Genomic DNA, 18,798 nt, shown 5'->3' with positions numbered 1-18,798 from the left:
GGTCGCTGATCATTGATTTAGCAACAGATTTTTGTCTCGGCAAAATCTGCAATACCGCCGTGAGGCGGAATGTTCCGGTCGCCTCTGGTGACTGGTTGGTGTTGAAACTACAGGATAGCTACATGGTAACCATTCGTTTGGCTCGTGGCGGTGCGAAGAAGCGCCCTTTTTATCACCTGACTGTGACTGACAGCCGCAAATCCCGCGACGGTCGTTTCATCGAGCGTGTTGGCTTCTTCAACCCGGTAGCCCGTGGTCAGGAAGAGCGTCTGCGCATTGATCGCGAGCGCGTTGAGTTCTGGGTAGGCCAGGGTGCTCAGCTGTCTGACCGCGTCAGCAAGCTGCTGAAAGAAGCCGCCTGATTCTTCTCCTGATCGTCTGTAAACCGGGGTATGTCCGTGGCTGAGCGTTCGCTAGTAAACGAAGATCTGGTCACTGTTGGGCGTATTACCGCGGTTTACGGTGTGCGCGGCTGGGTAAAGGTGCATTCCTATACTGAGCCGATGGAGAATATCCTGCAATTTTCCGGCTGGTGGCTGCAGGCCCCTGGTGCCGGAGGCAGGGACGGCTGGCAACGTCTTGATATCGACGACGGCAAGCGCCACGGCAAAGGCCTGATCGTACACATCAAGAATGTGGATGACCGCGATCTTGCGGCCACCTTTTGTCAGCGCGATATCGCCGTTGCCGGCAGCGAAATGCCGCCGCTGGAAGATGGTGAATACTACTGGCACCAGCTGCAGGGCCTGCAGGTGATCAGCCAGTTTGAAGGCCGCGAATACCGTTTCGGTGAAGTGGTGCGGCTGATGGAAACCGGTGCCAACGATGTGATGGTGGTGCGCGGTGGCGAGGATGGGCGTGAGCGCCTTATTCCGTACCTGCCCGGCGAGTTCATTACCAACGTTGACCTTGAGGCCGGGCAGATTGTCGTCGATTGGGACCCCGAGTTCTGATGGCGGCGAAGCGCATCGCCCTGGTAAGTATCTTTCCCGAGATGTTTACCGCGCTGACCGACTACGGTATCAGTGGTCGGGCAGTTAAGGATGGATTGCTGGAAGTGCGCTGCTGGAATCCACGGGATTTCACCAGTGACAGGCATCGCACTGTCGATGACCGCCCCTATGGCGGTGGCCCCGGCATGGTCATGCTGGCAGAGCCGCTGTCCCAGGCGCTCCGCGAGGCGCGCAGCTGGGCGGAGGAGGCCGGCGCTACCCGCTCTATCTACCTGTCCCCTCAGGGGCGGCAGTTGGATCAGGGGGGGGTAGAGCAGCTCGCGCAGTGCGGCAATCTGGTATTGCTGGCCGGCCGCTACGAGGGTGTCGATGAGCGTATCGTCGAATCCCTGATCGACGAGGAATGGTCGATTGGTGATTATGTGCTCAGTGGCGGTGAACTTGCGGCCATGGTGATGGTGGATGCCATTACCCGCCTGATCCCCGGAGCGTTGGGACACGATCAGTCCGCGGTGGAAGATTCCTTCGTCCAAGGGCTGTTGGATTGCCCGCATTACACGCGCCCTGAAGACTATCAGGGCCGTCGGGTTCCGGAAGTACTGCTTTCCGGCAACCATGAAAGAATACGCCGCTGGCGCCTCAAGCAGGCCTTGGGACGCACGCAGCAACGCCGGCCGGACCTGCTGGAAAAGCTGGCGCTGACCCCGGAGCAGATGCAACTGCTGGACGAATTCCTGCGGGAGTCGTCCACCGGGGCGGAGAATTAATATCGGATTCGCCGTGAGGCGGGAGTAATTCGGTGATCTAGCCGTGAGGCTACACAAACCCTTTTGGAGATTTCCAAATGACCAACAAGATTATCCAGCAGCTGGAGCAAGAGCAGCTGAGAGCTGAACTGCCTGAGTTCGCCCCGGGCGACACCGTTGTGGTACAGGTAAAGGTAAAAGAAGGTAACCGCGAGCGTCTGCAGGCGTTTGAAGGTGTGGTAATCGGCAAGCGCAATCGCGGCCTGAACTCCTCCTTCACCGTGCGCAAGATTTCTCACGGCGTTGGCGTTGAGCGTACCTTCCAGACTCACAGCCCGCTGGTAGACAGCATTGCCGTCAAGCGTCGCGGTGACGTTCGCCAGGCCAAGCTGTACTACCTGCGCAGCCTGACTGGTAAAGCTGCTCGCATCAAAGAGAAACTCAACTGAGTTTCTCTCGCGCAAAAAAAAACCGGAGCTTGCCTCCGGTTTTTTTTTGCGCGGGTGGCAGTGGCAGTTCTGGTCTCAAGGTCTCAGGGATGGGATTGGGGTGTGGAACCGCGGGTCAGTCTGTAGTAAAACCCGCCTTGGTTATCCGAATGCTGGAGACAGGTGCCATACTGGCGGGAACTGGTGTCCGCAGTTGCGGTCAGAACAACGAATAATCTGGAGCGAACCGAATCATGACTTTTCTTGTCAAGCCGCTGACGGCGCTTGTTGCCACTGCCTCCCTGCTGCTCGGGCAGGCTGCCATTGCCGCGGTGGATGAAGCCGTTGCCAAACAGATTAAGACCAAGCTTTCCGCCGGGAACCCCAATGCCACATTTGGTGATGTGCGCGAAAGCCCGATGCCGGGGCTGTACGAAGTAGAGGTCAATGGCGGGAATGTCCTGTTCGTCTCCAAGGACGGCGGTCACTTTATTGCCGGAGACCTGTTTGAAGTCGGCTCGCAACAGGTGGTTAACCTGTCTGAACAGCGCCGCGGTCGTCACCGTGCGGAAGTGATGGATCAGCAGAGCCTGAAGGATATGATTGTGTTTTCTCCCAAGGGGGAGACCAAAGCACATATCTATGTATTTACCGATGTAGACTGCGGCTACTGCCGTAAATTGCACAACGACGTGCCTGAGCTGAACCGCCGTGGTATCGAAGTGCGCTACCTGGCGTTTCCCCGCGCCGGACTCAACTCCGTGGGTTATCGCAAGATTGCCACCGCCTGGTGCGCAGATGATCCGAACAAGACCCTGACCGATCTTAAGAACCGCAAGGATGTGCCGCTCAACGTGTGCAGCAATAACCCTGTCGCGGCCCAGTACAAGCTTGGCAACGAAGTAATTGATGTGCGTGGTACACCCACCATTGTGATGGAAGACGGCACGGTGGTTCCGGGATACCTGCCGCCGGAGACCCTGGCCAAGGCACTGGGCATCTGATTTGTTGTAGTCCCTTCGATCAGGCCGGCAATTGCCGGCCTTTTTGTATCTGATGCCGGTGCTTTTTCAGTTGCCGGGAGTCTGTGATCCGGGGTGGTTGCCATTTGACCGCTCTGCGCAATTTAATTGACAATTTCCCCTGGATCTCAGTAAGGTTGTCGACCTTTTTTTGATTTATACGCCAGTTATTGCGCAGTGTTCCAAAACAGTCTTGCGCGGAGGGAAGTTGTGAGCGCATTCGCCGACGAAGCAGTCAAGGTCTCGGAAAAATCCAATACGGCGGGCGCGGTGCCCGTAGTGCGTATCGGTATCTGTGGTCTCGGGACCGTAGGTAGCGGTACGGTCAATGTCATGGCACGCAATTGCGATGAGATTGCTGCCCGCTGCGGTCGCAAGATAGAAATCGTCCAGATCGGTGCGCGCCGCGATAACCCTAATTGCGAAACCCGGCGTATCAGTGTCACCCGTGAAATTTTTGATGTGGCGAACAACCCGGATGTAGATGTCCTGGTTGAACTGATCGGCGGAACCACTGTGGCGAGAGAGCTGGTATTGACCGCCATCGCCAACGGTAAACATGTCGTTACCGCCAATAAGGCACTGATTGCCGAGCACGGCAATGAACTGTTTGCCGCGGCGGCGGAGCAGGGGGTGACCATCGCCTATGAAGCTGCGGTGGCCGGTGGTATCCCGATCATCAAATCCCTGCGTGAAGGCCTTGTCGGCAACCGCATCCAGTGGTTGGCGGGTATTATCAATGGCACTGGCAACTACATCCTCACGGAAATGCGTGAGAAGGGCCGCAGCTTTGAGGAGGCGCTGTCGCAGGCGCAGGCGCTGGGCTACGCCGAGGCGGATCCCACCTTCGATGTGGAGGGCATAGATGCTGCCCACAAGCTGGTCATCATGGCGTCTCTGGCCTTCGGCATGCCGCTGGCATTCGACAAGGTGTACACCGAAGGGATCAGTGGTGTGGCACGGGAAGATATCCGCTACGCGGACGAGCTGGGTTACCGCATCAAGCACCTGGGTATCGCACGGCGCACGGAAGATGGTGTGGAGCTGCGGGTACATCCGACCCTGATCCCACAGCGCCGTCTCATTGCCAACGTTAACGGCGTAATGAATGCGGTTCTGGTCAATGGCGATGCGGTGGGGCCGACTCTCTATTACGGTGCCGGCGCCGGCGCCGAGGCGACCGCTTCCGCAGTGATCGCGGATATTGTGGATGTGGCGCGCACACTCAATGTCCGCCCTGATCAGCGTGTGCCGCTGGCCGGTGTGACCCAGGACAGTCAGGGCAACCTGGACGACGTGCTGCCGATGGGTGACACCGTAACCAGCTACTACATGCGTATCTCTGCCCACGACAAGCCCGGTGTGATGTCGCAGGTGGCGAAGATCTGCAGCGACCAGGGCATCAGCATCGAGGCCCTGATCCAGCACGAGCCGGCGGAAGACGAAGAGCTGGTGCCGGTGGTGCTGCTGACCAGTCGCGCCCGCGAGTCCCAGCTTCAGGAGGCGGTCAATCAGATTGAGGCGCTGGACACGATCCAGGGGCCGGTGGTCCGTTTCCGGGTCGAATCCCTCGGCTGATACGCACGCTTAGACGGCAGGTGGCCGCCACCTGCTGAACTCCTTTTTTCAAAATCAATCGACAAGAATTAACGTGAAATTCATCAGTACTCGCGGCCGCGCGCCGTCTCTCAGCTTTGCCGACACCGTGCTCACAGGCCTTGCCAGTGATGGTGGTCTGTATGTTCCGGAAAACCTGCCCAGATTCAGCCAGCAGGAAATCGCCGACATGGCGGGTCTCGACTACCGCGAGCTGGCCTTTCGCATCATGTGGCCTTTCGTCGCCGAGGACCTGAATGAAGCCGAGATGCGCGGCATCATCGAACGTGCCTATGCCAATTTCCGCCACGCCGCGATTGCCCCGCTGGTGCAGACCGGCCACAACGAATGGGTAATGGAGCTGTTCCAGGGCCCGACACTGGCGTTCAAGGATTTTGCTCTGCAATTCCTCGGGCAGCTATTCGACCTGTTGCTGAAAAAGCGCGGCGAGAAAGTGGTGGTATTGGGAGCAACCTCCGGCGATACCGGTTCCGCGGCGATTGAAGGCTGCCGTCACTGCGAGAATATCGACATTTTCATCATGCATCCGCACAACCGTGTATCGGAAGTTCAGCGCAAGCAGATGACCACGGTGCTGTCGCACAACGTCTTCAATATTGCTCTGGAAGGCAATTTCGACGATTGCCAGAATATGGTGAAAGCCAGCTTCGCAGACCAGTCCTTCCTGCCGGACGGTCGCCGTCTGGTGGCGGTGAACTCCATCAACTGGGCGCGAATCATGGCCCAGATCGTTTATTACTTCCACGCGGCCCTGAGCCTGGGCGGCCCGCACCGTCCGGTCAACTTCTCCGTGCCCACCGGCAATTTTGGCGATATCTTCGCCGGCTACCTGGCACGTGGCATGGGGCTGCCGATCAATCAGCTGGTGATCGCCACCAACGCCAACGATATTCTGCACCGCTGTATTAGCGCCAACGACCACTCACCGCAGCCGCTGGTGCACAGCCTGTCGCCAAGTATGGATATCATGGTATCCAGTAACTTTGAGCGTCTGTTGTTTGATCTGTATGACCGCAACGGCACAGCAGTGGCGGAGCTGCTGGCGGACCGCAGTGCGCCGATGAAGCTTGATGAGCGCGCACTGGAAAAGGCGCGCGGACTGTTCGCCTCCGAGCGGGTGGGAGACGAGCGCACAGTGGAGGTAATTCGCGAGGTGTTCGAATCCACAGAGTACCTGCTCGATCCGCACACGGCGATTGGTGTCGAGGCTGCGCGCCGCGCGCGCAAGTCCGCCGCCGAGCCCATGGTGTGCCTCGCCACCGCGCACCCGGCCAAGTTTGCCGAGGCGGTGGACAAGGCGCTGCCGGGTACCAGTGTGCCGTTGCCGCACCATATGCAGGACCTGCTGGAGCGCGAAGAGCGGTTGCAAGTCCTGCCAAATACGCTTTCTGCGATACACGACTTCATCTCCCGGGCGCTGACCTGAGCCCGGGTTGAGTCGCGCAGCCGGGACGGTAGAATGGGGCCGAAATCACGGGAACCAGATACGACCGGACGCGATGCACACCATCCTTCAGAGGCGGCCAGTGGATTTATCCACTGGCCGTTTTACTTCCTCCACACCGGAGATCCTCCAGCGGGTGCTGTTAGGGCGCGGCGTCGATAGCGACCAGGCCCTTGATCACCAGCTTGCCCGCCTGCACAGCCCCGAGTCCATGCGCGGGGTTGGCGCCGCGGTTTCCCTGCTGCTGGAGGCGGTGCGCGCGCAGCACAAGATCCTGATCGTTGGCGACTTCGATGCCGATGGTGCCACCAGCAGTACCCTCGCGGTGCTGGCGCTGGGTGCGCTGGGCGCGGGCCCGGTGGACTTTCTGGTGCCGAATCGCTTTGAATTCGGTTATGGCCTCACGCCCGAAATCGTCGAGGTGGCCCAGGAGTACCAGCCCGATCTGCTGATCACCGTCGACAACGGCATCAGCAGTATCGACGGCGTGGCGGCTGCGAGGGCCGCCGGTCTCAAGGTCATTGTCACCGATCACCACCTGCCCGGCAGCGAGCTCCCGGAGGCAGACGCGATTGTCAATCCCAACCAGCCGGGCTGTGAGTTTCCCAGCAAGAATCTGGCGGGTGTCGGGGTGATTTTCTACCTGCTGAGCCGGCTGAAAAGTGCGCTGCAGGTGTCGGGCTGGTTTGAGGAGCGGGGTATTCCCGTGCCCAATATGGCCGAATATCTGGATCTGGTGGCGCTCGGCACCGTGGCGGATCTGGTCCCGCTGGATCATAACAACCGGGTGTTGGTGCACCAGGGCATCGCGCGCATGCGCGCCGGCCGCTGCCGTGTAGGTATTCGGGCACTGATGGAAGTGGCCGGGCGCGATCTCCACCGGCTGTCCACCACGGACATTGGTTTTATTCTCGGCCCGCGGATCAATGCCGCCGGTCGTCTGGACGATATCAGTACAGGTATTCGCTGCCTGCTGACCCGTGACCCGGAAGAGGCGCGGGAGCTGGCGGTAGAGTTGGATGGGCTCAATCGAGACCGTAAAGCCATCGAGGCCGGTATGCAGCGGGAGGCGATGGCGGTGCTGGAGCAGTTGCAACTGGCGGAGGACGGATTGCCCTGGAGCCTGTGCCTCTATGACGCGGCCTGGCATCAGGGTGTTGTGGGTATTCTCGCCAGCCGAATCAAGGAAAAATTCCACCGCCCGGTGATCGCCTTCGCCGACGGTGATAACGGTCTGATCAAAGGGTCCGCGCGCTCCATTCCCGGTTTGCATATCCGCGATGCACTGAGCGATGTGGCCGCCGCACACCCGCACCTGATCAGCAAGTTCGGTGGCCACGCGATGGCGGCGGGGCTCAGCCTCCCGGCGGAGCGCCTGCCGGCCTTTACCGAGGCGTTTGAGCACGCGGTGCGCAGTCGGCTTACACCATCACAGTTGCAGGCGGTGATCGAAACCGATGGTGAACTGCGTGCAGAAGAGTTCACCATGGAGACTGCAGCGCTACTTCGCGCCTGTTCGCCCTGGGGGCAGGCCTTCCCGGAACCGGAATTTGATGGTGAGTTCGTGTTGCAGCAGCAGCGGATCGTCGGCGAGCGCCACCTGAAAATGATGGTGGCGCCAGTGAGTGCGCCCAGGCAGTCGCTGGACGCCATTGCCTTCAATATCGATACGGATTTCTGGCCCGCCGCGGTGGAGCGGGTGCGACTGGCGTACAAGCTGGACATCAATGAATTCCGCGGGCGGAGGTCACTGCAGCTGCTGGTGAGCCATATTGTACCGTTGTAAATACATGGTTCTGATCGAATCTTTTTCTGTTTATTGATGTTGCGTGGCGGAAGCCGGAGTGCTTCTGACCGCGGGTAAGATGTATGAAACAAAAGCAGGCCAAGGCCGAGTTACTGTTACTGTTGGCGGCATTGTTCTGGGGCGTGGCCTTTGTTCCCCAGAAAGTTGCCATGGCGCATATCGAACCACTGGCGTTCAATGCCTGGCGTTTCTTTCTCGGTGGCCTTCTGCTGGTGCCCATCGTGTACTGGCTTTCGTCGCGGCGGGATTTGACACCGCAGGAACCGGCGGGTGTGATCGTTCAGCACCGTTGGCGCAAGTGTCTGCCGGGCGGGGCGGTGCTCGGTTTCTGGCTTTTTCTCGGCGCCGCGCTGCAGCAGGCGAGTCTGGTGTACACCACTGCGGGGCGCGCGGGTTTTATCAGCGGTTTTTACCTGTTGCTGGTACCGATCATCGGTCTGTCCCTCGGTCATAAAACCAATCGATGGACCTGGGGCGGCGTTGCTCTGGCGCTTATCGGCCTCTACTGGCTGGCGGATTTTTCCGAACAGGCGCAGCTGATCGGGGACTTGATGGTGTTTGCCAGCGCCTTCGTGTTTGCTATCCAGGTGCTGTCGGCGGACTATCTGGTGCACCGCTACGACGCGCTGCGTCTGGCGGCTATTCAATTTCTGGTGTGCGGCGTATTGTCAGCGGTGGCCTCGCTGGTGGTCGAACAGCCGACGCTGGAAGGGGCCTGGGAGGCTGCTTGGCCCATTGCCTACATGATGGTGTTTTCTACGGCAATCGCCTTTACCTTCCAGCTGCTTGGTCAGCGCAATGCGGCGCCTTCCCATGCCACTGTTATCATGAGTCTCGAATCGGTGTTTGCCGTGGCTGCCGGATGGCTGTTCCTGAACGAGTTGCTGAGCGTAAATGAGTTGATTGGTTGCGGGTTAATGCTGGCGGGCATGTTCGTCAGTCACTACGGCAATCACAGTGTTGCGCACCACTGACATCGCGCTTGCTCCCGGGTGACATCATGATCGACTGGTCTGTTCTGGCACTGTTTATACCGACATTTTTCTTCGTCTCCATCACGCCGGGAATGTGCATGACGCTCGCGTTGACTATGGGGATGACGTTCGGCGTGCGCCGTACCCTGTGGATGATGCTCGGAGAGCTGTGTGGGGTGGCGACGGTGGCCATCGCTGCGGTACTTGGGATTGCCGCGTTTATGCTGAAATACCCCACTGCATTTCAGGTGTTTAAATACTGCGGTGCGGCTTATCTCGCCTATCTCGGTATACAGATGTGGCGCGCGCGGGGACGTATGGTACTGGTGGAACCAAGAGCGGAAGGGGGGCCAGTGATGCCCGCGCTTTCGTTGAGTGCTCAGGGGTTCGTTACCGCTGTGGCGAACCCCAAGGGCTGGGCATTTTTTATTGCACTGTTGCCGCCATTCATTCGGCAGGACGAAGCTTTGTTGCCGCAGATGAGTATTCTGCTCGGCATTATCCTTTCGCTGGAGTTCATTTGCCTGCTGATATACGCCAGCGGTGGTCGAACCTTGAGTCGACTGCTGCACCGGGGCGAGAATGTGCGGCTGATGAATAGAATGGCCGGTACTCTGATGTTGGGCGTGGGTGTTTGGCTCGCGCTAAGCTGACAGAACCGTGGTGAACTTTGTGCGTGGGGCAGAGTTGGAATTAACCGAGGAGCAGGTAATGAGTGTCAAAAAGGGAATAGTGATGATTATGGCGCTCGCGGCGCTGGTGCTGGCGGGCTGCGACGATCGCCATGCCAGATCTCCAGAACAGGACAGGGTGGGAGGCCAAATGGCGCCTACAGAATCGGGTAGCGGTGAAACAGAGGCGGCGTCTTCTACTCCTGCAGCCTCTCCAGGTAGCACGCCCCAGGGACAGGTGACGGATACTCTGTGGGTCATGGAGTCGCGTGGTACCAAGCAGTGCGAAGGTGGCGGTATGACCGTTGAGCAGAGTCGCGGCAAACTCGTAGATGGCGGTATTCAGGTGGTGGAATCCCGCTGCGGCGTGCGCACCGATCGCATGTATCCGCAAATGTGCGGAGGGGCTACCGGTGACATCCTGTTGCACCGCATTCCCTCAGCCATGCTGGATGCGGCGTTGGAGCTGGGGTTCGATCCGGTGGGCAATGTACCCTATCAGTTCTCAAGCTGTGCGCCGAAGCCGGGCACGGGTTCTGGTCGTAGCGATATCTGACATTGAACTCAGGCTCGGGGGCGGGAGTGATTGATCTCGGTATATACAGCCTGGCGGAAGCACTGGGCGCCGAACTGCATAGGCTGAAGTGGCGGGTGACCTCTGCGGAGTCCTGTACTGGCGGTGGTATTGCCGCCGCCATCACTTCGGTTGCCGGCTCATCTGCCTGGTTTGACGGCGCGGTGGTGTCATACGCCGATCGCATCAAGCGGGATTTTCTCGGTGTTGACCCGCGGGATCTTGAAGAATTCGGTGCGGTTAGCGAGCCGGTGGTGCGGCAGATGGCGGTGGGCGTGTTAAACCGACTGGATGCCAATCTCGCCGTCGCCGTCAGTGGTATTGCCGGGCCTGATGGCGGCAGTGATGACAAACCGGTTGGTACTGTGTGGATGGCCTGGGCCCACGGTATTGGGCAGGAGCCGTTACAAGCCGATGCCCGCTGTATGCACTTTCAAGGCTGCCGCGCCGAAATCCAGGCTCAGACAGTGGCCGAGGCGCTACGTGGTCTGCTGTCGATTGCCGAGTCTCATCGCTAGCCATTCCGGTCTTTTCCAGTCCCGGTGGATTTTGCCGACCGGGGACTGTCGATTTCAGATTACTGGTTGCTTATACAGTAATTTTTCTCTAAGCTCCCTTCCAATAACCAATCTTCACGTACACGGGAAAGGTCATGGATTCCAACAAAGACAAAGCATTACAGGCGGCGCTGTCTCAGATCGAACGCCAGTTTGGCAAGGGCACCGTCATGCGCATGGGGGAGAAAGGGCGCGAGCGTATTCCCGCCATTTCCACCGGCTCTCTGGGGCTGGATGTGGCCCTCGGTATTGGCGGTCTGCCCCGTGGTCGTATTGTGGAAATCTATGGTCCAGAGTCTTCCGGTAAAACCACCCTGACCTTGCAGGTGATTGCGGAAGCGCAGCGCAAGGGCGGCACCTGTGCCTTCGTGGATGCGGAACACGCTCTGGACCCGATCTACGCGGAAAAGCTCGGTGTCAATGTGGATGAACTGATCGTTTCCCAGCCAGACACTGGTGAGCAGGCGCTGGAGGTGGCGGACATGCTGGTGCGCTCCGGTGCAGTGGACGTGCTGGTCGTGGACTCCGTAGCGGCGCTCACTCCGCGTGCGGAGATCGAGGGTGAAATGGGGGATTCCCACGTCGGCCTGCAGGCGCGACTGATGTCCCAGGCGTTGCGCAAGCTGACCGGCAATATCAAGAACACCAACACCCTGTGTATCTTCATTAACCAGATTCGAATGAAGATTGGCGTCATGTTCGGCTCCCCGGAGACCACAACTGGTGGTAACGCACTCAAGTTCTACTCTTCCGTACGCCTTGATATCCGTCGCATCGGATCGGTGAAAGAAGGTGAGGAAGTGGTCGGAAACGAGACCCGTGTCAAAGTGGTCAAGAACAAGGTGGCGCCGCCGTTTAAGCAGACTGAATTCCAGATCATGTACGGTGAGGGGATCAACCTTCTGGGTGAAATCGTCGATTACGGTGTTAAGCATGGTCTGGTGGACAAGGCCGGTGCCTGGTACAGCTACAAAGGCGACAAGATCGGTCAGGGCAAGGCCAACGCGGTCAAGTTCCTCAAGGAAAATGTAGATATCCGCAACGACATCGAATCCCAGCTGCGCGCATTGCTGTTGGGTGATGCCGTTACTGCCCAGCCGGCAGCCGTGGAAGCTGCGGAAGACTGATTTTGTCTTTTCCGCAAAACGATTCCGGCAGCCCGCAAGGCGGGCCGCCGGAAAGTGGCTTTTCCGCCAATCCCGCATCCCCACTGGACTCCCCCGAAGCCTTTCAGGCGCTCTTCAGCAGCGCGCTCGACCTTCTCTCCCGCCGCGAGCACTCCTGCCAGGAATTACGCCAGAAATTGGGGTCCAAATACCCTGACGGGGATTTCGACAGTATTTTCGACAGGGTGCTACTGCGGCTGCAAGAACTCAACTACCAATCCGACAAGCGTTTTGCGGAAGTATTCTGCCGTTCTCGCGTGCAGCGGGGGCAGGGGCCGCTGCGTATCCGTCAGGAGTTACAGCTGCGAGGGGTGCCGTCCGCATTGGTGCAGGGCGCCATGGAGCAGATACAGGAAGAGGTGGACTGGTTCCAGCTCGCGCTGGAACTGCTGCAGCGCAAATTCCGCCGCCCGGTAGATCCTGGTGTGACCAGGGAGGAGCAGCTGAAAGAGCGTGCCCGCCGACAGCGCTACCTTGCCTACCGGGGCTTTTTCGCCGATGCAATCCAATTTGCGTTGGCCGAATTGGACTCTGGCGGGAACCGCGAGCAGTACTGACGGTCTCCATTATTGACCTGGTGGGGCGGTCTCCGGACAGACCCGGGTGCGCCTTCAGCGTATATACTGGCCGCGGAAGCGTTTTCGCCTCCCTGTTGGGGGGCGGTCGGCCTAATAGAATAAGCAGAAGCGAGCCGCGATGATCCTCTCTATCGATCAGGGTACAACGGGTACCACCGCCTTTGTGTTTGATACTGACGGCCGCTTGCGCGGCCGCAGCTATTCTGAATTTCCCCAGTACTATCCCCGCCCGGGCTGGGTGGAGCACGATGCCGAAGAAATCTGGCAGGTGACACTGAAAGTGTGCGCCGCAGCCCTGCAGCGTGCGGGAATCACCGCCGCTGATGTGAAGGCCCTGGGAATCACCAATCAACGGGAAACCACGGTTCTCTGGGACAGGAAAACCGGTGAGCCGGTGCACCGGGCCATCGTCTGGCAGTGTCGCCGCTCAGCGGAGATCTGCGCGGAACTCAAACAGGCCGGTGCAGAAGCCATGGTGCGCGCCAGTACAGGTCTGTTGCTTGATGCCTACTTCTCCGCCAGCAAACTGAGCTGGATATTTCATCGGATGCCGGAACTCCACCGCCGTGCGGAAGCGGGAGAGCTCTGTTTCGGCACCGTGGACAGCTGGCTGATCTGGCGTCTTACCGGTGGTCGGGCGCACCTCACAGATCACACCAATGCCAGCCGGACACTGCTTTACAACCTCGACCGCCGGCAATGGGATAAGGATCTCTTGAGTCTGTTCGATTGCCCGGAGTCCATTCTGCCGGAGATCAGGCCGTCCGCCGGTGTTTTCGCGCACACTGCGGCGGACGCCTTTTTCGGGGCCGAGGTTCCTATCGCCGGCGTCGCCGGCGACCAGCAGGCCGCACTCTTCGGGCAGGGGTGTATTCAGCCTGGCAGTCTCAAGAATACTTACGGCACCGGGTGCTTTATGCTGGCTGCAGCCGGGGCGCGACGGCCACTGGTGCCGGAAGGACTGCTGACAACCATCGCCTGTGATCGCTCCGGACAACCGCAGTTTGCGATCGAGGGCTCGGTATTCAATGCTGGCGCTGCGGTGCAATGGTTGCGGGATGATCTGGGAATCATCCAGCATGCGGCGGAAACGGAGTCGATTGCGCAGGCGATTCCCGATACTCGCGGTGTCTACCTGGTTCCCGCTTTCAGCGGGCTCGGTGCGCCACACTGGGATGCAGCGGCGCGGGGGTCCATCTTCGGTCTCACTCGTGGCGCTGGGCGTGCGGAGCTGGTACGGGCAACGCTCGAGTCTATTGCCTACCAGAGCCATGAGCTTGCGAGCCTGATGGCGCAAGCGCTGGGTGTGAAGCTGCAGTGCCTGAGAGTGGATGGCGGTGCCAGTGCCAATGATTTTCTAATGCAGTTCCAGGCGGATATTTCCCGCCTGCGGGTGGAGCGACCACGCCAGGTCGAGTCGACAGCGGTGGGGGCTGCACTTCTCGCGGGAATCGGTGCCGGTATTTGGTGTTGTGACCAGCTTCCCGAGTCCCTGCAGGATATCGAGCAGGATTTCCTGCCTCAGATGGGTGAGCTGAGACGCCGTGTGTTACTGGATGGCTGGCGCCAGGCGGTGACAGCCTGCCGTAGCTACCGGGTTGATGGATGTGAATAATTATGTAACGTTCAAAGATGATGAGGCGCTGGCTGGTGGCACGGCCGGCACGAAATCCCATCCGGAAATACTTCGATAATATCGAAGTGGCAGTATCCGTACATAACCATAAATAAAAAGGAGCGTGCCATGTATTTCGAGTCCAGAGGATTCCGGTTGCACTACCGGCGATGGTGGGTGGAAAGCGCACTGGGCGTGGTGGTTGTGTCCCACGGGTTGGGAGAGCACAGCGGCCGCTATCGACGGCTGGCCGGTGAGCTGAACGCCCGCGGCTACAGTGTGTATGCCCTGGACCACTACGGGCATGGGCAGTCTCCAGGTCGCCGCGGGGATGTTGGCGACTTTGCTGACTATGCTCGCGACCTGTGTCGATTCATCCGCCTGGTTAAGCACGAAAATCCGGCGCAGTCGCTTCACCTGCTTGGGCACAGCATGGGAGGAGTCATCGCCTGCGCAAGTGTGGTCTACCCAGCGGAAGACTGTGCGGTCGATAGTCTGGTGCTTTCGGCCCCTGCATTTGTCGGCGCCAGGGAGCCGGCGGGGATCGAGGCCCGGCTACTGAAGCTGCTGGCCCGGGTATGTCCGGGATTGCCGCTGTCAAATCGCCTGCAGGCGGAGTGGATCTGTCGTGACCCTGAGGTTGTGAGAGGCTATCGCGATGACGAGCTGGTACACGGAAGGGTAACCCCTCGCTGGTTTGCCGGTTACCAGCGGATGCGGACACGACTTTTGGCGAAGCCTGACGCGGTAACCGTTCCCTGCCTGCTATTGCTACCGGAACAGGACCGGTTGGTGGATGCGTCTGCCAGTCACCGCTGGTTCGATGGTCTCTCGGGCAGCGTTCATCGGCTTTGCCGGTTTCCCGGCGCCTACCACGAGATATTCAACGAGCCGGAAGATGGCGACAGGGCGCTCGATCTGCTCGTCGGTCATCTCAATGCGCTTTCGCGCTCCCCCTCTCAGGCCCTGCGCGATATGGCCAGCCCCTGAGGCTGGCCGGATTCCCACCTTTCCCGACGCTTCAATTCCACCGCTGGTCGGTGAAAACCCCGAAAAAGCGTTGTACCATACGCGGTCATTTTTGACCCGGGACCCGGTCATTCCGGGCTTCGGGCCTGCGCAGGGTGAATCATGGACAAGAAACTGTTGAGCCTGCTGGTCTGTCCGGTCAGCAAGGCGCCGCTTGAATATCGCGAAGAAACCCAGGAATTGGTGTGCAAGGCCAGTGGTCTTGCCTACCCCATAAGGGACGGCATCCCGGTGATGCTGGAGACAGAAGCCCGTCAGCTTACGGCGGATGAAAAACTGGAAAAGTAATTCCGCTGCGAATGCGGCTGTGCCAGGGAGATGGAATATGGCGGAAACCAGTGTGTTTACCCGGATTATTTCCGGGGAGCTGCCGGCCCGGCGGTTGTACGAGGACGATCAATGCATCGTCATAGAAGACCGGTCCCCCCAGGCGCCGACACACCTTCTGATCATTCCCTGCAAGCCTCTGGTCAGCCTCGCGGAGGCTCAGATCGAGGACGCTCCGCTGTTGGGGCACCTGATGTGGGTGGCCGCCGATGTGGCGCGACGCCTCAGGCTGGAGGACGGTTTTCGCCTGGTGATCAACAATGGTCGCGGAGCAGGGCAGACGGTATTTCACTTGCACATTCACCTGTTGGCCCAGCGCAAAATGCCTGAGGCCGGTCTGGCGGATGGTCTGCAGGGCTGATTAGAGAATTTGATTCATGGTGCCGAGTAGGGGTACCGGTGTTTATTACTGACGATGTGGAAATTGGCTGGATGAAGAGCGCACAGATACGCGAAGCATTTCTCAACTATTTTGCCGAACAGGGGCACACACGTGTAGCGTCCAGCTCTCTAGTGCCGGGCAATGACCCGACCCTGCTGTTCACCAATGCCGGCATGGTGCAGTTCAAGGATACTTTCCTCGGGCAGGACCCGCGCCCCTATGTGCGGGCAACCAGCTCGCAGCGCTGTGTGCGCGCCGGTGGTAAACACAATGATCTGGAGAATGTCGGCTACACAGCGCGGCACCACACCTTCTTCGAAATGCTGGGTAACTTCAGCTTCGGTGACTACTTCAAGCGCGAAGCCATTCAGTTCGCCTGGGAGTTCCTGACCAAGGTGTTGAACCTTCCGGAAGAGCGCCTGTGGGTTACCGTGCATATCAGCGACGACGAGGCCGCGGATATCTGGCTTAAGGAAGTCGGTGTCAGCGCTGACCGCTTCTCGCGTCTGGATGAAGACAATTTCTGGCAGATGGGAGATACCGGTCCCTGTGGTCCCAGCTCGGAAATTTTCTACGATCACGGTGAAGATGTTCCCGGCGGTCCCCCCGGTTCTGAAAACGACGACCTCGACCGCTATATCGAAGTCTGGAATCTGGTGTTCATGCAGTTTGAGCGCTCTGCCGACGGCGAGCTGCATCCGCTGCCCAAGCCCTCGGTGGACACCGGTATGGGGCTTGAGCGTATTGCCGCGGTGATGCAGGGGGTGCATTCCAACTATGAAATCGATCTGTTTCAGGCGTTGCTGAAGGCGGCGGGTGAAATCGTCGGGTGTGCGAATACCGAAGAAAAATCCCTGAGGGTGATCGCGGACCACATTCGCTCCTGCTCTTTCCTGATTGCCGATGGAGTGATGCCTTCTAATGAAGGGCGCGGATTCGTGCTGCGCCGGATTATTCGCCGTGCCATTCGCCACGGACACAAACTCGGTCACCAGGAGATATTTTTTTACCGGCTGGTATCGGCGCTGGTGCACGAGATGGGGGAGGCCTATCCGGAATTGCGTGAGAAGCAGTCCCTTATTGAGAATGCCCTGCGTAAGGAAGAAGAACAATTTGCCAAAACCCTCGACAAAGGTCTGGCATTGTTGGACGAAGCGCTGGAATCTCTCGATGGGAGCGAAGTTCCCGGTGACCTGGTGTTCACTCTGCACGACACCTACGGTTTCCCGACTGATCTGACTCAGGACATCGCCCGCGAGCGCGGCCTGACACTGGATATGGTCGGTTATGAAAGTGCTATGGAGGCCCAGCGGGAACGTGCGCGTGCGGCGGGCAAATTCAAACAGGACTATGCCGGCAGTCTCAATATCGAGGGTGCCACCGAATTTCTCGGCTACGACGGCGTTTCCGCGACTGGCAAGGTGCTGGCTATTGTCAAAGACGGCGAACAGGTCGATCGCCTGGAAGAGGGGGAATCCGGCGCTGTCATTCTCGATCGTACGCCCTTTTATGCGGAGTCCGGCGGTCAGGTTGGCGACAGTGGCTATCTGCAAGCGCAGGCTGGCCGTTTTGAGGTATCAGACTGTACCAAGATGGGCGGTCACCACCTTCATCAGGGCAAACTGCTTTCCGGAAGTCTCGCGGTAGGCGACGAGGTCGACGCTGATGTGGCGGCTGAAGTACGTCAGTCCACAGCACTCAACCACTCGGCTACGCATCTGCTGCATGCCGCCCTGCGCAAAGTGCTCGGTGACCATGTCACCCAGAAGGGGTCACTGGTGGATTCAGAACGCCTGCGCTTCGACTTTTCTCACCCCGAGGCGGTAACGACCAAGCAATTGCGAGCGATCGAAGCGTTGGTCAACAGCCAGATTCGCGCAAATACCCCTGTGCATACCGAAGAGACCGATATCGAAACGGCGAAGGCGAAGGGGGCTATGGCGCTGTTCGGTGAAAAGTATGGTGATACCGTCCGCGTGCTTTCCATGGGCGAGTGCAGTGATGCCGGCACTTTTTCGGTAGAACTTTGTGGTGGGACCCATGTAAAGCGTACCGGCGATATAGGATTGCTGCGCATTGTTGGTGAAAGCGGGATTGCATCCGGACAGCGCCGTATAGAGGCGGTTACCGGCGCCCATGCACTCGCCCTCTTTGATCAGACCCAGCAGCGTCTGGATCACGCCTCAGCACTGCTGAAAGCGCGTCCGGAAAATCTCGCGGATAAGGTGGAGCAGCTGTTGGTCAACAACCGTAAGCTTGAAAAAGAGCTCGCACAGTTGAAGACCAAGCTCGCCAGTGGTGCAGGAGGCGACCTCACCAGTGAAGTGGTTGAAGTGGCCGGTGTGAAGTTGCTGGCCACCTCAATTGAGGGCGCGGATGCGAAGTCCCTGCGGGATCTGGCGGATCAACTCAAAAGCAAGCTCGGTAGTGGTGTGTTACTGCTGGCGGCACCGAGTGAAGACAAGGTCGCACTGATTGCCGCAGTAACCAAAGATCTTACCGGTCGACTGGCCGCGGGTGACTTGATGCGCTTTGCCGCCGGTGAGTTGGGCGGCAAAGGTGGCGGTCGCCCGGACATGGCCCAGGGCGGCGGTGTGAATGTCGCTGCACTACCTGAACTGCTGAAAGCGGTACCTGAGTGGGTGAAAAGCAATATCAAGTGAAACCAATCAGCCGATTATGTCGGCGATTCCGGAATTTCCGGCTTTGCTTCGGTGTAAATTGTACCGTTGCAGTTGATTTGCCCGGGGTTTGGTGATTAAGTGCGCGACACGCGCGAGTCGGGTACCGCGCATACAGGTAGTAAGGAACACTAGAACGATGAGTTTGTTCGTGCAGAAATATGGCGGCACCTCGGTGGGCTCAGTTGAGCGTATCGAGGCGGTTGCTGACAAGGTGGCAGGCTTCA

At 59.0% G+C, this 18,798-nt stretch carries 20 protein-coding genes (1 of these 20 only partly in view); all 20 read left to right on the top strand.

From position 1 onward, the window contains the following. Positions 1-122 precede the first annotated feature (122 nt). Entirely contained in the window at positions 123-362 is a 240-nt protein-coding gene (rpsP, locus tag C3938_RS00705) for a 30S ribosomal protein S16 (RefSeq protein WP_105101373.1), read from the top strand. A gap of 30 nt (positions 363-392) precedes the next feature. Continuing rightward, complete coding sequence (rimM, locus tag C3938_RS00700) at positions 393-953, top strand: ribosome maturation factor RimM (protein ID WP_199775459.1); 561 nt, start codon at positions 393-395, stop codon at positions 951-953. Next, positions 953-1,720, top strand: a complete 768-nt coding sequence (gene trmD / locus C3938_RS00695) for a tRNA (guanosine(37)-N1)-methyltransferase TrmD (RefSeq protein WP_105101372.1) — start codon at positions 953-955, stop codon at positions 1,718-1,720. Before rimM ends, trmD begins: the two co-directional genes overlap by 1 nt. A gap of 77 nt (positions 1,721-1,797) precedes the next feature. Beyond that, complete coding sequence (gene rplS / locus C3938_RS00690) at positions 1,798-2,148, top strand: 50S ribosomal protein L19 (RefSeq protein ID WP_105101371.1); 351 nt, start codon at positions 1,798-1,800, stop codon at positions 2,146-2,148. Positions 2,149-2,381: 233 nt separating this feature from the next. Beyond that, a complete protein-coding gene (locus C3938_RS00685) occupies positions 2,382-3,131 on the top strand; it encodes a DsbC family protein (RefSeq protein ID WP_105101370.1) in 750 nt (249 codons plus the stop codon). A 228-nt stretch (positions 3,132-3,359) separates the two neighbouring features. Continuing rightward, positions 3,360-4,727 (top strand): homoserine dehydrogenase, encoded by a 1,368-nt coding sequence (locus C3938_RS00680; RefSeq protein WP_105101369.1) that lies wholly within the window; start codon positions 3,360-3,362, stop codon positions 4,725-4,727. A gap of 73 nt (positions 4,728-4,800) precedes the next feature. Next, on the top strand, positions 4,801-6,192 hold the full coding sequence (gene thrC / locus C3938_RS00675; protein ID WP_105101368.1) for a threonine synthase: 1,392 nt from the start codon (positions 4,801-4,803) through the stop codon (positions 6,190-6,192). 73 nt (positions 6,193-6,265) lie between these two features. Beyond that, complete coding sequence (gene recJ / locus C3938_RS00670) at positions 6,266-7,996, top strand: single-stranded-DNA-specific exonuclease RecJ (protein WP_105101367.1); 1,731 nt, start codon at positions 6,266-6,268, stop codon at positions 7,994-7,996. 83 nt (positions 7,997-8,079) lie between these two features. Then, positions 8,080-8,991, top strand: coding sequence for a DMT family transporter (locus tag C3938_RS00665; protein WP_105101366.1), 912 nt, complete (start codon positions 8,080-8,082; stop codon positions 8,989-8,991). Positions 8,992-9,017: 26 nt separating this feature from the next. Further along, entirely contained in the window at positions 9,018-9,644 is a 627-nt protein-coding gene (locus tag C3938_RS00660; protein ID WP_105101365.1) for a LysE family translocator, read from the top strand. 58 nt (positions 9,645-9,702) lie between these two features. Beyond that, positions 9,703-10,218, top strand: coding sequence for a hypothetical protein (locus tag C3938_RS17720; protein ID WP_158681509.1), 516 nt, complete (start codon positions 9,703-9,705; stop codon positions 10,216-10,218). A gap of 26 nt (positions 10,219-10,244) precedes the next feature. Further along, positions 10,245-10,754 (top strand): CinA family protein, encoded by a 510-nt coding sequence (locus C3938_RS00650; protein WP_105101363.1) that lies wholly within the window; start codon positions 10,245-10,247, stop codon positions 10,752-10,754. A gap of 134 nt (positions 10,755-10,888) precedes the next feature. After that, entirely contained in the window at positions 10,889-11,920 is a 1,032-nt protein-coding gene (gene recA, locus C3938_RS00645; protein WP_105101362.1) for a recombinase RecA, read from the top strand. A gap of 2 nt (positions 11,921-11,922) precedes the next feature. After that, complete coding sequence (locus C3938_RS00640; protein WP_233998566.1) at positions 11,923-12,516, top strand: regulatory protein RecX; 594 nt, start codon at positions 11,923-11,925, stop codon at positions 12,514-12,516. A gap of 139 nt (positions 12,517-12,655) precedes the next feature. Beyond that, complete coding sequence (glpK, locus tag C3938_RS00635) at positions 12,656-14,152, top strand: glycerol kinase GlpK (protein ID WP_105101361.1); 1,497 nt, start codon at positions 12,656-12,658, stop codon at positions 14,150-14,152. A 129-nt stretch (positions 14,153-14,281) separates the two neighbouring features. Beyond that, positions 14,282-15,142 (top strand): alpha/beta hydrolase, encoded by an 861-nt coding sequence (locus C3938_RS00630; protein WP_105101360.1) that lies wholly within the window; start codon positions 14,282-14,284, stop codon positions 15,140-15,142. A 138-nt stretch (positions 15,143-15,280) separates the two neighbouring features. Next, positions 15,281-15,469, top strand: a complete 189-nt coding sequence (locus C3938_RS00625) for a Trm112 family protein (RefSeq protein ID WP_105101359.1) — start codon at positions 15,281-15,283, stop codon at positions 15,467-15,469. Between the two features lie 37 nt (positions 15,470-15,506). After that, complete coding sequence (locus tag C3938_RS00620) at positions 15,507-15,869, top strand: histidine triad nucleotide-binding protein (RefSeq protein ID WP_105101358.1); 363 nt, start codon at positions 15,507-15,509, stop codon at positions 15,867-15,869. A gap of 71 nt (positions 15,870-15,940) precedes the next feature. Continuing rightward, on the top strand, positions 15,941-18,553 hold the full coding sequence (alaS, locus tag C3938_RS00615; protein ID WP_105103133.1) for an alanine--tRNA ligase: 2,613 nt from the start codon (positions 15,941-15,943) through the stop codon (positions 18,551-18,553). A gap of 157 nt (positions 18,554-18,710) precedes the next feature. After that, on the top strand, positions 18,711-18,798 hold the start of the coding sequence (locus C3938_RS00610) for an aspartate kinase (RefSeq protein ID WP_105101357.1). It continues 1,151 nt past the right edge of the window; the window shows 88 of its 1,239 coding nt (coding positions 1-88); it begins with the start codon at positions 18,711-18,713; its stop codon lies beyond the right edge, outside the window.

Origin of the sequence: Microbulbifer pacificus, assembly GCF_002959965.1 — a bacterium.
In the GTDB taxonomy this organism is placed as follows: Bacteria; Pseudomonadota; Gammaproteobacteria; order Pseudomonadales; family Cellvibrionaceae; genus Microbulbifer; species Microbulbifer pacificus_A.
Note: the sequence above shows the minus strand (reverse complement) of the source record. Positions and strands in the feature narration are given on the sequence as shown.

What these genes read in the sequence shown, in the direction of transcription:
- C3938_RS00620 (WP_105101358.1), top strand. Translation starts at nt 15,507, where the DNA reads ATGGCGGAAACCAGTGTGTTTACCCGGATTATTTCCGGGGAGCTGCCG.
- alaS (WP_105103133.1), top strand. Translation starts at nt 15,941, where the DNA reads ATGAAGAGCGCACAGATACGCGAAGCATTTCTCAACTATTTTGCCGAA.
- C3938_RS00665 (WP_105101366.1), top strand. Translation starts at nt 8,080, where the DNA reads ATGAAACAAAAGCAGGCCAAGGCCGAGTTACTGTTACTGTTGGCGGCA.
- recJ (WP_105101367.1), top strand. Translation starts at nt 6,266, where the DNA reads ATGCACACCATCCTTCAGAGGCGGCCAGTGGATTTATCCACTGGCCGT.
- C3938_RS17720 (WP_158681509.1), top strand. Translation starts at nt 9,703, where the DNA reads ATGAGTGTCAAAAAGGGAATAGTGATGATTATGGCGCTCGCGGCGCTG.
- trmD (WP_105101372.1), top strand. Translation starts at nt 953, where the DNA reads ATGGCGGCGAAGCGCATCGCCCTGGTAAGTATCTTTCCCGAGATGTTT.
- C3938_RS00660 (WP_105101365.1), top strand. Translation starts at nt 9,018, where the DNA reads ATGATCGACTGGTCTGTTCTGGCACTGTTTATACCGACATTTTTCTTC.
- rpsP (WP_105101373.1), top strand. Translation starts at nt 123, where the DNA reads ATGGTAACCATTCGTTTGGCTCGTGGCGGTGCGAAGAAGCGCCCTTTT.
- glpK (WP_105101361.1), top strand. Translation starts at nt 12,656, where the DNA reads ATGATCCTCTCTATCGATCAGGGTACAACGGGTACCACCGCCTTTGTG.
- rplS (WP_105101371.1), top strand. Translation starts at nt 1,798, where the DNA reads ATGACCAACAAGATTATCCAGCAGCTGGAGCAAGAGCAGCTGAGAGCT.
- C3938_RS00630 (WP_105101360.1), top strand. Translation starts at nt 14,282, where the DNA reads ATGTATTTCGAGTCCAGAGGATTCCGGTTGCACTACCGGCGATGGTGG.
- recA (WP_105101362.1), top strand. Translation starts at nt 10,889, where the DNA reads ATGGATTCCAACAAAGACAAAGCATTACAGGCGGCGCTGTCTCAGATC.
- C3938_RS00685 (WP_105101370.1), top strand. Translation starts at nt 2,382, where the DNA reads ATGACTTTTCTTGTCAAGCCGCTGACGGCGCTTGTTGCCACTGCCTCC.
- rimM (WP_199775459.1), top strand. Translation starts at nt 393, where the DNA reads ATGTCCGTGGCTGAGCGTTCGCTAGTAAACGAAGATCTGGTCACTGTT.